Origin of the sequence: Bradyrhizobium sp. BRP56 (genome assembly GCF_020194035.1) — a bacterium.
GTDB lineage: Bacteria > Pseudomonadota > Alphaproteobacteria > Rhizobiales > Xanthobacteraceae > Bradyrhizobium > Bradyrhizobium australafricanum.
The window spans coordinates 72,126-86,615 of record NZ_JADYVV010000022.1 but is presented as its reverse complement, the minus strand read 5'-3'; the positions used below and the strand labels follow the sequence as shown (position 1 = coordinate 86,615).

General features: G+C 62.4%; 8 protein-coding genes. All 8 read left to right on the top strand.

Annotated features, from left to right (window positions below):
• Window position 1: 1 nt before the first annotated feature.
• The 8 genes from I6F38_RS17515 (at window position 2) to I6F38_RS17480 (ending at window position 14,490) form a co-directional block, all read left to right on the top strand.
• Entirely contained in the window at window positions 2-1,990 is a 1,989-nt protein-coding gene (locus tag I6F38_RS17515; protein WP_225161222.1) for an alginate lyase family protein, read from the top strand.
• A gap of 50 nt (window positions 1,991-2,040) precedes the next feature.
• A complete protein-coding gene (locus I6F38_RS17510; RefSeq protein ID WP_346657117.1) occupies window positions 2,041-3,141 on the top strand; it encodes a glycosyltransferase in 1,101 nt (366 codons plus the stop codon).
• 672 nt (window positions 3,142-3,813) lie between these two features.
• Entirely contained in the window at window positions 3,814-5,085 is a 1,272-nt protein-coding gene (locus I6F38_RS17505; RefSeq protein WP_225161220.1) for a calcium-binding protein, read from the top strand.
• A 452-nt stretch (window positions 5,086-5,537) separates the two neighbouring features.
• Window positions 5,538-6,152: a methyltransferase domain-containing protein gene (locus I6F38_RS17500; protein ID WP_057020229.1), complete on the top strand. Its 615-nt coding sequence runs from the start codon at window positions 5,538-5,540 to the stop codon at window positions 6,150-6,152.
• A gap of 195 nt (window positions 6,153-6,347) precedes the next feature.
• The gene (locus tag I6F38_RS17495; RefSeq protein ID WP_225161219.1) at window positions 6,348-8,582 is read left to right on the top strand and encodes a peptidase domain-containing ABC transporter; all 2,235 of its coding nucleotides are present in this window, start codon (window positions 6,348-6,350) and stop codon (window positions 8,580-8,582) included.
• Window positions 8,572-9,918 carry an HlyD family type I secretion periplasmic adaptor subunit gene (locus tag I6F38_RS17490; RefSeq protein ID WP_225161248.1) on the top strand — a complete coding sequence of 449 codons (1,347 nt, stop codon included), beginning with the start codon at window positions 8,572-8,574 and terminating at the stop codon, window positions 9,916-9,918. Before I6F38_RS17495 ends, I6F38_RS17490 begins: the two co-directional genes overlap by 11 nt.
• Window positions 9,915-11,951, top strand: a complete 2,037-nt coding sequence (locus I6F38_RS17485; RefSeq protein ID WP_225161218.1) for a tetratricopeptide repeat protein — start codon at window positions 9,915-9,917, stop codon at window positions 11,949-11,951. The genes I6F38_RS17490 and I6F38_RS17485 overlap by 4 nt, the downstream gene beginning before the upstream one ends.
• Window positions 11,952-12,285: 334 nt before the next feature.
• A complete protein-coding gene (locus tag I6F38_RS17480; RefSeq protein ID WP_225161217.1) occupies window positions 12,286-14,490 on the top strand; it encodes a glycoside hydrolase family 99-like domain-containing protein in 2,205 nt (734 codons plus the stop codon).

Here is a 14,490-nt window from a genome sequence, read left to right as displayed (position 1 = left end):
GATGAATCCGGCCTGGTATCTGCGCAGGCTGCAGCGCATGGAGCCGTCCGAGCTTGCGGGGCGGGTGAACGACCAAGTGCTGCATCTGCTCTGGCGGATCACTCCGCCGGATATCGCGCGGCGCGCCGGCGCCAGGCTCGCTCCCGGACCGCGGCAGCTGCGCCTGAAGCTGCTGCCTTCGCGGGCCAGCGCTCCGCAACAGGCCGCCGAACCGCTGATCCAGAGCGCCGACCGGATTCTCGCAGGGCACTGGCGGATTTTCGCCAGGGATCATGGGGCCCTCGGCGAACGGCCCGACTGGTTCGTCGATATCAGAAGCGGCAAGCGGGCGCCGGCCGGTGTGCACGCATTCGCGGTTCCCTATCGTGACGAAACCGCGGTCGGAAACATCAAATACATCTGGGAGCCGTCGCGTCATCACCATCTCACGGTGCTCGCGGCCGCGTATTACCTGAGCTCCGACGAGCGCTACGCCGTGCGCGCGGCCGAGCATCTGGTGAGCTGGTGGCGCGAAAATCCGTTCCCGCGCGGCCCGCACTGGATCAGCGGCATCGAGCTTGGCGTGCGGTTGATCTCATGGGCCTGGGTGCGCCAACTGCTGCAGAACTGGCCTGGTGCTGCTGCGCTGTTCGAGGACAACGATCTGTTCCTGACGCAGCTCTATGCGCATCAATACTGGCTGTCGCAGTTCCCAAGCCGAGGCTCCTCGGCCAACAATCACCTCATCGCGGAGGCTGCCGGGCAGTTCGTGGCTGCTTGCGTGTTTCCGTTCTTCCAGGACAGTGCGCGATGGCGCGAGCAATCGGCCGCCACACTGGCGCACGAAGCCGCTGCGCAGACGCTTGTCTGCGGCAGCAACAGCGAGCTCGCGACCGACTATCATGGCTTTGTTCTCGAACTGCTGCTGGCGGCGGCAGTGCAGGGCGAGTCCTCCGGACATCCGCTTGGCGATGCGGTGTGGACCACGATGTGCCGCATGAGCGATGTCATTGCCGCAATGCTGGACGACCGCGGTCATCCGCCGCGGCAGGGCGACGGCGACGACGGCATCGGCCTGCTGCTCGACGATCACGCCGGCAATCGCTGGCTCGGCTTGCTCGCCAGCGGCGCGCACCTGTTCGGCGCTCTGCCATGGTGGCCCACATCGCCGGAGCCCGATCTGCGCAGCTTTGCGCTCACCGACGGCATCGAGGCCCGTGCGATCGCCGGGCGGCCCAAGCGCCGCCCGCATCTGCTCGAAGGGGCGGGACAGACCTTTCTGATCGATTCCGACCGCGCGGTGTGGTGCCGTTGCGACCACGGCCCGCATGGCTTCGGCCGCATTGCCGCCCACGCCCATGCGGACGCGCTGTCGCTCGAATGCAGGATCGGCGGTGTCGAGATCTTTGCCGACCCCGGCACCTATTGCTACCACGGCGATCCGCGATGGCGGGCCTACTTCCGCTCCACGCTGGCGCACAACACGCTCTGCCTGTTCACGCGCGACCAGTCGGTGTCGGGCGGGCCGTTTCTCTGGACACGGCATGCGCAGAGCCGGCTTGTCGCCGCCAGCGGTCTGGACGATCGCGATGCGGATGCGAGCTGGGTCGCGGAGCATTCGGGATATCGCGACGAAGCAGGTGTCGTGCATCGCCGCTCGGCGCAATTGCAGCGTCAGGCGGCGCGGCTCGTCGTCACCGATACCGTGCTTGCTGATGAAGGGCTTGCGGTGCCGGCGAGCCTCAGCTGGCATCTCGGTCCCGAGGTCGAATGCAGGCTCGAAGGGCACAGGGCGCAGCTCGCATGGCCGGGTGGGCGCGGCGAGCTCGATCTGCCGGCGGCCCTCAACTGGATGCCGTATCGGGGTGACGAGGCCATGCCGGCCGGCTGGTATTCGCCGTCGTTCGATCTCAAGGTGCCGGCGACGACCTTGATCGGCTCCGGTACGCTCGCGGGCGGGCAAAGCCTGGTGACCGAGCTGCGCTGGTTTTCAGACCCGGCCGGATCATGAAGATCCTGGTCGCTCACAACAGGTATCAGGGACGCGGCGGTGAGGACGTCGTGTTTGAAGCGGAAGTCGACCTGCTGCGCGCCGCAGGACACAGCGTTGAAACGCTCACGGTCAGCAACGCGGCGATCAATTCGCTCCCCGCGCGCATCACGACCACGCTGTCGATCGCCGATAATGCGGAGGGACAGCGGGTTGTGGCGGAGGCGATCGACCGCTTTCGCCCGGACGTCGTGCACGTCCACAATTTCTTCCCGCTGCTGTCGCCCGCCGTGTTCGATCTCTGCCGGCAAAAGTGCGTGCCCGCGGTGGCGACCCTGCACAATTATCGCAGCATCTGCACCGGCGGCATGCTGCTGCGCGACGGCCGCATCTGCCACAAGTGCCTCGATCGCGGACACCTCTGGGGCGTCGTGCACCGCTGCTACCGCGGATCGCTTCCGGGCTCGATCGCCTCGGCCTACATGATCGCGCAGCACCAGCGCCGCGGCACCTGGACGCGTCCCGGCCTGCGCCTGATCGCGCTGACGCAGTTCGCCAAAACCCTGTTCACGCAGGCTGGCTTCGACGCAGACCGGATCGACGTGAAGCCGAACTTCATGGCCGATCCGGGGGCGCTCGATCCGGCGGCGCCGCGCGCGGGACTGCTTTACGTCGGACGGCTGAGCCGCGAGAAGGGCGTCGGCGTGCTGCTCGAGGCCGTTGCCGGGACCGGCATGCCCTTGCGGATCGTGGGCGAGGGGCCTGAGCGCGTCGCGCTCGAGGCTCGGGCGTCCGGCAATGTCACGTTCCTTGGCGGGCTCTCGCGCGATGAGGTGCTGCGGGAAATGGCGAATGCCCGGGCATTGGTGGTGCCGTCGCTATGGTACGAAGGATTTCCGATGGTCGTGGTCGAGGCCTTCGCGCGCGGCACGCCTGTCATCGCCTCCGAGATCGGCGGACTTGCCGAGGTGGTGAGCGCCGGCAAGACCGGCGCGCTGGTGCCGCCGGGCGATGCGGCCACGCTCCGAAAGCGGATCAGTGAGGTTCTCGGCGCCGCCGAACTGACCGCTGCATGGGGGCGGGCCGCACGGGCCGCCTATCTCGAGCGCTACGCGCCGGACGAGAACCGCCGGCTGCTCGAGGCCATCTACGCGCGCGCCGCCGGGGGATGATCGCCGCAGGTCGGCGCTCTGCCCGCGATCGGGCATCGTCCCGCCGGTTCCATGCCGGCGACGCTAACATATTGCGGCAAATCTGGTGTTAATTTGTTACAGCAGGGTGTCTGAGCGGCATCGCGCCAGGTTTTGATCTTGCGGTCGAACGGCGCTGATTCTGCGGGTGATTCCATGGATCTCGCTCGATCGAGGCCGCAAACTGCTGCCAAGCGGCGTTATAACACTGGCCGGTGGGGCGCCGGTCGCGGAGTTTGACGCTTTTTTGCAAAACGTCTCATGCGGTGCAGAAATATTTTTTTCAGATCAGAAAATCGCGTCGAAGCGCTCACAGCATCAGCGAAATTCTGCGCTCCCGCGGTATCCCGGGCCCCCGTGAAACCCCGTATAATCACTACCCTTTTTTGCGCCGCGGCTAACATTGGCGATTGGCATGCGCTGAATGTTATAGTGCATTCGAAGTCGTGCTAAGTCTCACATAAATCTCAGGGAACCGGGTGTTAACAGCGCATTGCTGATTGACACTCCGGCCTAGCGGACTTAACAATGGACTTAACAAGTTCGTAACCTGGGTCCACATTTGGGTTGCATCGCAACAAACCAGTTGTGAATCAACAGCTTAAGTGTGGGCGAGCGGCTTGAATCCTCGTATCCCAAGCAGGGGCTACATCGATGGCGACTTACAATCTAGACCAGACGGACCTCAAAGCAGCGATCAACTCCACGATCGATCATTCGACCCAGCAACAGATTCTTGACTATCTGATCAACGCGGGGATCGGATACACCAGCCCGGATAACGGCGCGACGATTCCGGTGCAAGAGGGGTCTGGGATCACCAACCCGGATCCGAACGCCAACGTTCTGATCGAAACCAACCCCGTTAACACCGTTAACACCGACGCCAACCTGAAGGCGATCATTGAGGACACTAACCAGGACGTCACGCTGACGGTGAACGGCAGCACCCCGGTGCTGGTCGCGACCGGTCACGGCAACGATCAGGTGTTCATCAACAACACCGGCGACACGACGGTTCTCACCGGCTCCGGCAACGACACCATCTTCGGCGGTGCCGGTCACGACTCGATCGATGCCGGCTCCGGCAACGACGTACTGGTCGACAACGTCTCCGGCCACAGCACGCTGGATGGCGGCAAGGGCAACGATCTGCTGTTCGGCTCCGGTGCCGACACCCTGAACGGCGGCGCCGGCAACGACACGCTTTACGGCGGCAGCTCGTCGCAGCTGAGCGGCGGCAACGGCAACGACGTGCTGGCGTCCGGCAGCACCGCCGGCAATTCCAGCACGCTGGATGGCGGCAAGGGCAACGATGCGCTGTACGCTGGTGCGGGCAACGACAGCCTGGACGGCGGCGCCGGCAACGACTCGCTGTATGGCGGTTCCGGTGTCGACACGCTGCATGGCGGCAACGGCAATGACCTCCTTGTCGGCGGTGCTCAGACTGCTGCTGAGTTCGGCGGCAACGGCAAGGACGTGCTCTACTCGGGCAGCGATGCGTCGCACGCGACCTCGCTCGACGGCGGTGCCGGCAACGACTCGCTCTATGGCGGCGCCGGCAACGACACGCTGCATGGCGGTTCCGGCAACGATACGCTGGTCGCCGGCTCCGGCACGCAGACTCTGATCGGCGGCGACGGCAAGGACTCGTTCGTCGGCTCCGACACCGGTACGGCCTCGATGGTTGGCGGCTCCGGTCAGGACTACTTCTACCTGAACAACGCCACCAGCAGCGATACCATCGATGGCGGTGGCGGCAACAAGGACTCCCTGACCTTCCTGGATCACGCTTCGACCGACGTGAGCGACATCAGCGCTGGATCGAACGGTTCTATGGACATCACCTTCAGCAATGGTCAGGTGACCCAGACCAGCAACATCGAATTCCTGATCTTCAACGATGGTCACTCGACCAAGCTGTAAGATCCTAGGTCTTCACTAAGCGAAGGCGCCGCCCCAACCGAGGTTGAGGCGGCGCTTTTTTCTTTGATCGCCGGCATGGCCGTCAAAAGTGGGTGATTGCATGATCGAATGGGCTGCGGTTGATGATCATGACGCGCCTGCGATGAGTTCGACGGCTCGCGTCGGGGGAAGTGCATGCGCACATTCCGATTGGAACCTTGTCGACCGATCCGAGTCGGATGTATCAAATCAATCACAAGTTCCGCCCCGGGGCATTTTCGCCAATCGACGTTAGAAGTTAGTTCGTCACATTCGGACCACGTAGCTTTTGTAAGCCGTGCCGCTCGCTTGACACGACGGAGTTGTGGCCGACGGCTATCCGAGAACCCGGCACCTTAAGTCGAGACGAACAATCACTGCAGAACTCAGCCGCTTAACGAACCCGCGGAGCTTTCGAATTGGCCAAGAAAAAAATGCTGAATGCCGGCGCTGGATCGACGGTTACCAAGCGCATCCAGCCGCTCCTGACATCGCATGAATGGGACGAGATTCGATTAGACGTCGACGGCGGCGTGAGCCCCGACGTCGTCGGGTCGATTACCGATCTTGCCCGATTGTTCCCGGCGGCCTCGTTCGACGCGATCTGGTGTTCTCATGTCATGGAGCATCTCTACGCCCATGAGGTTCACCCCACATTCGTCCAGTTCCGCCAAGTCCTCAAGCCGGACGGATTCGCGTTGATCATGTCTCCCGACCTCGAGGCGGTCGCGCAGCACATGTTGACGCGCGGCCTCGGCGCGATCGCTTACGTCTCGCCGGCTGGTCCGATCCGGCCATTGGACATGATCTACGGGCATTCCGGCGCGATCGAGCAGGGGCGCTATCACATGGCGCACAAGACCGGCTTTTCGACCGAGCGGATGGGAAACCTGCTGCTCAGCGCCGGTTTCCCGACGGTTTCCGTTCGCAGCGGGAATTTTGAGATCTGCGCATTGGCGCTGATGCCGGAGGCCAGGGATGAGCGGATCAGGCCGCAGCTGGAGGCCTGCGGATTCGACTTCCAGGAGACGGTGACCGCCGACTCGTGATTTGTCGATGTTAAACAATGTTATAAGGTTCCCTGGTTAAATCGCGCGAGAACGTGCTCGAAATTGGCTTCGCGGCCTGCCGTGAAACATATCTTTTTCGGGTGACGCGCTGAAAATGCTGCGTTAGCGAACTAACAGTGATAAGTTAATCTCGCTGGGGACCGGACCTTGCGCAGTCGAAACTTCGAGGCATCCATGACCAAACACCTCTCGCTCGTCGGCGCACCTTCGGTGGAGGCGCTGCCACCTTCGGGCCTCGCTTGTCTCGTCATCGTGGCAAGGCAGCATGGCTTGCATCTGACCCCGTCCCAGCTGATCCACGACAACCTCCTGGGCGATCAGGAAGTCACGCTTGCCGAGCTTTTGAAGTGTGCGAATTCCTCGGGCATGACGGCAAAGGCCGTCACGCTGGACTGGAAGGGTCTGAGCCATCTCAAGAGGGCGCTGCCGGCCATCGTTCGGCTGCGCGACGGCAGCCACATGGTGCTGCTGCGCCTCGAAGGCGACGAGAACAGCTCCCGGGTGGTCCTGCAGGATCCGAACGCGAGCGAGGACGCGCTGCTCGTCATCGATCAACCGCGCTTTGAGGACATCTGGTCGGGCGACGTCGTCATGGCCAAGCGCGACTATGAGATTTCCGACGAGACGCAGCCGTTCAGCTTCGGCTTTGTCACCGCATTGTTGTTCCGCGAACGGCGCATCCTGCGCGACGTCGCGATTGCGGCGCTGATCCTGGGCTTCATGGGCCTGGCACCGATCATGTTCTGGCGGCTGCTCTCGGACAAGGTCATCTTCTACAAGGCCTACAACACGTTCTATGTGCTGTGTACTGCGATGCTCGTGGTCATCGTGTTCGAGGCGGCATTCTCGTTCCTGCGGCAGTATCTGGTTCAGCGTTTGACGGCACGCCTCGACGTCAAACTGTCGACCTACGTGTTCGAGAAGGTGCTCAATCTGCCGATCGACTACTTCGAGCAGAATCCCGTCGGCCTGATTTCCCGGGATATCCGCGAAGTATTTCGAATTCGCGGCTTTCTGACCGGGCAGTTGTTCGGGACCATTCTCGATTCGACGACGCTGTTCTTCTTCCTGCCCGTCATGTTCTTCTTCAGCCCGCTCATGACGCTGATGGTTCTTGCCTTTGCTGCGATGATCGTGACCTGGCTGATCGTGATGCTGCCCGCCTATCGGAAGAAGTCCTCGGCAACCCTAGCGGCCGAAGGGGCACAGGGAGCGTTTCTGATCCAGAGCCTGAACGGCATGCGGACCATCAAATCGCTGGCGCTCGATGCGCGCCAGCGCCACATGTGGGACGTGCTGGTGGCGCGCGTCGCCAAGGCGCGGCTTGCGGAAGGCATGACCGGAACCGCCATCCAGACGCTGGTGCGCCCGCTGGAACGGTTGGCGGTGAGCGCTCCCTATGCGTTCGGTGTCTACATGGCCGTGTCGAGTGGCGATCCGGTCTACGTTGGAGCGCTGTTTGCCTTTCTGATGCTGTCGCAGCGCGTTGCCGGGCCGCTGATGCAGATGGCCCAGCTCATCAACCAATACGACGAGGCGCGCACTGCGGTCACGATCGTCGGCAGGCTGGTGAATCAGCCGGCTGAGGAGGGACGTTCCGGCCATGGTGTGAGGGTCCCGCTGAAGGGGCTGGTCGAATTCTCCGGCGTCACGTTCAAGTACAAGGGCGCGGTGTCGCCGGCGCTCAACAATATCTCCTTCGAGATTCCGCTCGGCACGACGCTGGGCGTGATGGGCAAGAGCGGCTCGGGCAAGACCACGATCACGCGGCTATTGCAGCGCCTGCACTCCGACTATGGTGGGCTGATCAAGGTCGACGGGATCGATGTCCGCGAATACGATGTCGACCACCTCCGGCGCAACGTCGGCGTCGTGCTGCAGGAGAACTTTCTGTTCAGTGGCACGATCCGCGAGAATATTGCGGCCGCAAAGCCCGATGCGACCTTCGACGACATCGTCAGGGCGGCGCGATTGGCCGGTGCCGAGGAATTCATCGACAAGCTGCCGCGAGGCTACGAGACCTATATCTACGAGGGATCCACGAATCTTTCCGGCGGCCAGCGCCAGCGCCTCGCGATCGCGCGAGCGCTGATCGTCAATCCGCCGATTCTGATCCTGGACGAAGCGACCAGCGCGCTCGATGCGGAGAGCGAGACGATCGTGAACGCGAATATTTCGCGGATTGCCCATGGCCGCACGCTGATCATCATCTCGCACCGTCTGTCGTCGCTGACGAAGGCCGACGCGATCCTCGTTCTCAACCGCGGCGTCGTCGACGATATCGGTCGTCATGAGGAACTTCTTGAACGGAACGACATCTACAGCTCGCTCTGGTACCAGCAGAACACTCACCTTGCGCCGGCGGGCCGCAATGAAAAGAATTTCAGGAGTCCGACCCTTGTCTCCTAATCAAGCTTCGCTCGCGACCGTTCGCCAGTTCCAGTCCGAGACCGATGCGATCCGCGAGGCCGCCGAGCCGTTGCTGGCCCGCGCAACGTTGTTCGTCCTGGTGGGGTTCCTCGCCGCCGTCGTGGCGATCATGTGCTTCACGCGCGTCGATCGCGTGATCACGAGCGTGGGCGGCAAGATCGTTCCCGTCGATCAGATCAACGTCCTGCAGGCTTTGGACGCGTCCATCATCAAGACGATCGATGTTCGGGAAGGTCAGCAGGTTGAGACGGGACAATTGCTCGCGACCCTGGACTCGACGTTCACGGCTGCCGATGTCACGCAGTACAAGCTGCAGGTTGCGAGCCTTGAGGCGCAGGTCGCCCGGGACGAGGCCGAATTGTCCGGAAAGCCGTTGTCGTACGGCCAATCCAACGATCCTGATGTCACCAGGTACAACTCCTTGCAAAAGGCGCTCTACGACCAGCGCGTCGCGCAGTACCACGCGCAGGTGAACAGCTACGATTCCAAGATCAGCCAAACCGAAGCGACGATCCAGAAGTCGAAGAAGGACGACGAGCGGTACAGTCAGCGTGCCGAGATCGCCGGCAAGATCGAGGACATGCGCTCGACGCTCGCCGAAAGCGGCAGCGGGTCCAAGCTGAACCTGTATCTGTCGCAGGACACGCGCCTGGAGCTGTTGCGTCAGATCGACAACACGCACAACACTTTGCTGGAAGCGCAGCACCAGCTGGATTCCTTGAAGGCGGATCGCAACGCCTTCACCGAGCAGTGGAACGCGCAGCTGAGCCAGGATCTGGTCACGACGCGCAACAACCTTGATACGGCCCGCTCACAGTATGACAAGGCGATCAAACATCAGGACCTTGTGCGGTGGACGGCTGCCGAGCCATCGGTCGTCTTGACCCTCGCCAAGCTCTCGGTCGGGTCCGTGCTGAAGCCGGGTGATCCCTTCATCACGCTGATGCCGCTCAAGACGCGGCTCGAGGCCGAGATCCAGATCCTGTCGCGCGACGTCGGCTTCGTCCGGCCCAACGACCCCTGCACGATGAAGATCGATGCCTTCAACGCGGCGGAGCACGGTACGGCCGAAGGCAAGATTCGCTGGATCAGCGAAGGCGCCTTCACGAACGACGATGATGGAAAGCCTGTCGACGCCTTCTATAAGGCGCGGTGTTCGGTCGACCAGACCAACTTCAAGGATGTTCCGAAGACCTTCCGCCTCATCCCCGGCATGACGCTGCAGGGTGATGTCAATGTCGGCACCCGCTCGGTGGCGATGTATCTGCTCGGCGGCATGCTGCGCAGCGCAAAAGAAGCAATGCGCGAGCCATGACGGTATCGACGCGTTCCCTTCTCGACTTGCTGCGCCCCGGCTCGTCCCGTTCAGACTCGAAGCCGTTTGAACGGGGGCTGGAGGCGTACGAGAACCAGCAATATCTCGAGGCGTTGCGGTTTTGGCGGCTCGCCTCGCAAGCCGGCGATCCGGAGGCGGATTACCGGATCGGGCTGCTCTATGCGCGGAACGAGGGCGTTATCGGCAGCCTTCCGGATGCGGTCGCGTGGTACGAACGCGCCGCCCTGAAGGGACATACCGAAGCCCAATTCCAGCTTGGCTTGATCTACTTCAACGGCGTCAACGCCACGGTTGGACCGAACAGGCCAGAGATGTGGCGGCAATCCACTGCGGCGCGTCTGGGCGACAAGGCGGTCAACCTCCACGATCTGGTTTTCCCGAACGGAATCGGCGTGCCCAGGGATATCGACGCCGCGTTCCTCTGGTTATCGGTGGCGGCGGAGGCCGGCAAAGCGGAGGCGCAAGCGATCCTTGGCGATATGTACGCCAACGGGCAAGGCTGCACGAAAGATCACGCTGCCGCCCTGCGCTGGTACGAGGCCGCGGCCGAGCAGAAGGCGGCGGCCGGTGAGTTCGCGCTTGGCGATGTGTATTATCAGGGGCGGGGCGTTCCCGTCGATTTCGCGCAGGCCGCAATCTGGTATCACAAGGCCGCGGAACAGGGACATGTGCGCGCACAGGTTGCGCTCGCTTTCATGTGCCTCAAGGGCACCGGGCTTCCCGAAAATGTCGAAGAGGCCGCACGGCTGTTCCAGAGCGCCGCTGCGCATGACGATACGATCGCGCTCTACAACATTGCGCTGTTGCGGTTGAGCGGCAAAGGGGCTGTCAAGGATCTCGACAGGGCCGAGACCGCATTGCGCAAGGCGGCGCGGAAGGACTATTTGCCGGCGATCCAGGCGCTTGCTGAGTTCTATGCGCTCGGGACTGCCGCCGAGCCGGATTTGCGCGAGGCCGCGTATTGGTACGAGAAGGCGGCCGAGCGCGGCGATACGCAGGCGCAGTTCTTGACCGGACGCTTCTATGCCACCGGCACCGGCGTTCCACCGAGCATCCGCCAGGCTGCGAAATGGTTCGAGCGTGCGGCGGAGGGCGGCCACGCCACGGCGGCCCACAACATTGCGGTGTTCTATCTCAACGGCAGGGGCGTGGCGCGCGACGTCGCCACTGCGATCAAGTGGTTCGAGCGCGCGTCCGAGGGAGGCATTAGCGCCGCAGGCGTGCAGCTCGGCCGGCTCTACTCGGCGGGCAACGGCGTGCCGCGCGATCAAGTGCGCGCGGCGGAGTGGCTCAGCAAGGCGGCCGACGGCGGCGATGCCGATGCGAAGACGGCCTATGCGATGTTTCTTATCCAGGATGAATCGTCCGCGGAGCGTCTTGCGCAGGCACGTGCGCTGCTGACCGACGCTGCCGAGGCCGGCCATCCGGCCGCGGCATTTCAGCTGGGCGGCCTTCACATGGGAAGATCCGGCGGCGCCGTCGACGTTCCGGCCGCAGCCCAATGGTTCAAACGCGCGGCGAGCGCCGGCCACGTCGAGGCCCAGCACACATTGGCGCTACTGTATTCCGATCCCAAGAGCGGCCTCAAGGATCCGCAGGCCGCCGCCAGCTGGATCGTCAAGGCCGCGGACGGCGGCAACGCTGCGGCGCAGTTCAAGCTTGCGGTGATGTATTGCACCGGACAAGGCGTCGAGCAGGACCTCGCCAACGGCGTCACGTGGTACGAGGCGGCGGCGCGCCAGGGCCATACGACGGCGCAATACAACCTTGCCGTGATGCTGGGCCGGGGACAGGGCCGCGATGCCGATCCGGCGAAGGCGGCCGAATGGTTCGAGGCCGCTGCGAAGCAGGGCATGATCGAAGCCCAACTCGCAATTGGCGATGCGCTGCGCGCCGGCAACGGCGTCGCACAGGATCGCGATCAGGCGCTGTACTGGTATCGACAAGCGGCGCAGCAGAACAACGAAGGGGCGCGACGTCGTCTGCAGGCAATGGGCGAGAGCGTCGGCTGAACTTGTTGGAGACGGCATCGCGTCGCGCGCAGGCAACGGCAGAGATGATGGACAGCTTTGTTTTTGAGCGCGAAGGCACGGAAGCGGGCAAGTCCGCGTGACAATCTAGGCAGAACTAACAATGGTTTTCACATCGACGACAGAGAGATTGCGCTAATGTTGCGTTCGCGGAAGAAATGTTCATTGTACCTCTGGTTGTGTGGAGATGATCGATAAGGATCAAGAGGTCACGATCCGGGCATGTCAGGCCGCGTGATCTCGGGATCGAACTTCCGCGCGACCGGGAAAGAGAAACTGGACCCGGCGCTGAGCGTTGGCAGGAGATTGAGTGGCAATGAACAAGATGGTCGAACGGAGCGTCAGGGATACAAAGGATATGTTGCCCGTTGCCAGTCCGGTTCAGCAGGACGACCATCCGCAGAGCCTTTTCCTGGATCCCGACGTAGGCGATCTCCAGTCAGGATCGCGTCTGCGCGGCGCGATACTGGAGTATTCGGGGCGTGGGATTTCGGGTTGGATTGTCGATGCCCAGTCGCCCGCTTCAACCGTTTCGATCGCGCTTTTTGTCGGTTCCCACTGTGTCGAGGAGGGACGGACAGGCCGATCTATGCCGGCCCGCGTAGGTCCGCGGAGCGTGATCGGACGTCCCGGATTTCGTATCGATCTATCCGCGCCGGGAGTGCGCCGTCGCTTGGCGCGCGCCCTGAGAAACGCGCTTGTGGAGCCTAAGCGTGCGCAGATCTATCTGCGTATCAGCCTGAATGATGGCGAGTACTACGAAATACCCCTGTTCGAGAACTATGCGCCAGGCGAATTGATCGTCGCGCTGGGGTTCTCGACCGCGGACTACGACGACCTGTTGTTTCCGAGCAACAACAGGATCGTTGCTGGACTGGCGGACGCGCCTCCCAAGGAGGTGCGCTACATTTGCTTCTACCTCCCGCAATTCCATTCATTTGATGAAAATGACAGGTGGTGGGGGCCAGGGTTTACCGAGTGGACCAACGTCGCGCGCATGCGTGCCCAGTTTCCGGCACACGAGTCCCCATGGTTGCCGGCCGATCTTGGATTCTATGACGTCCGGCTGCCGGAAACGCGTCGTCAGCAGGGCGAGCTGGCGCGCCAGTACGGCATCGATGGATTTTGCTACTACGTCTATTGGTTCCAGGGCCGAAGGTTATTGGAAAAGCCGCTTCAGCTGCTGCTCGAGGACGGCGAGCCGAACCTGCCTTTCTGCATTTGCTGGGCAAACGAGAATTGGTCTCGTCGGTGGGACGGCTCGGACGCTGAGCTTCTGTTGGGACAAAACCACTCCCTGGACGACGATGTCCGCTTTATTGACGACATGGCCGACCTGCTGCTCGATGAGCGCTACATAACTGTCGACGGTCGAAAGGTCATCGTCATCTACAGGCCGTCATTGTTGCCGGACAAGCAGCGCTTGTTCGAGATTTGGCGCGAGCGAGCCAGAGAACTCGGAATCGGCGAGCTTCTCATTTGCAATGCGATGACGTTCGGAGAGTTCGATCCGCGCGACGTCAATTGCGACGCGGCAATCGAGTTTCCTCCGCACACGGTCTCGACAAGGGAGGTGCCGCCGACCGAAGTCGATGCACCGCCGACCTTCGCTGGAAAGGTGTACGACTATGTCGACGCCATGCGATCGTCGATCGGCAAGATCTACGACTTCCCGTTCTTTCCTGCGGTGATGCCGCGTTGGGACAATACGCCTCGCAAGGGGCCGCGCGGTCACGTCTTTACCAGGTCCAGTCCGGAAGCGTTTGAGGTTTGGCTTCGCGATGCAACCCTGCGTGCCAAGGGCAACAGCTTTTCCGAATCATTGGTGTTTATCAATTCCTGGAACGAGTGGGCGGAAGGTGCGCATCTCGAGCCGGATTCGCGCCATGGACGGGCGTTTCTCGAGGTCGTGCGAAGGGTCGCTTCGGCTGAGCCCATTTCGGCCCAGATTCGAAATAGCCCGGATTTGCTGGATTGCCTGAGTAGGCAGGAGCTTGAGTGGGCGGTAAAAGAAGCCTCGACGCATGTCGAAGTGCTCGCAAGCCTGCACCGGTCGGGCCTCACCCATTCGGGGGTGCAGCGCGTAAGAAGCGGCACGCCAGTGGAGGCAGAAGGCGCGTCCGGTAATCCGGCAGGTTCGTTGCTGGTGATCGAGAACATCAATTCTCAAACCGTCGAACGGGTGATTGTCGATCCGCGCTATGAGATATTGGTGCGGGGATGGATTTGCGCGGGCAACGCCTTTGAGGCCAGCCGACAGAGAACGGGATTCCTGGTCCTGTCGGGGCTTACTCCGGATGGCGCAGCAAACGGCGGCTATTGCCTGATCGTAGATTGGCACGAGCGCGTGGACGTGAAGGAGTATATGAAGGCCGAGAGCAAGGACTGCTATTTCGGTTTCCAGCTGTCCTTCTCGATTCGAGATTTGCCGGATGGTGAATATCAACTCGCGGTTCTGGAGGTCGGCGACGGGACTAGTGCACTCGTGCGGTCTCGCCACTCGATCATCGTGAGACGTTGA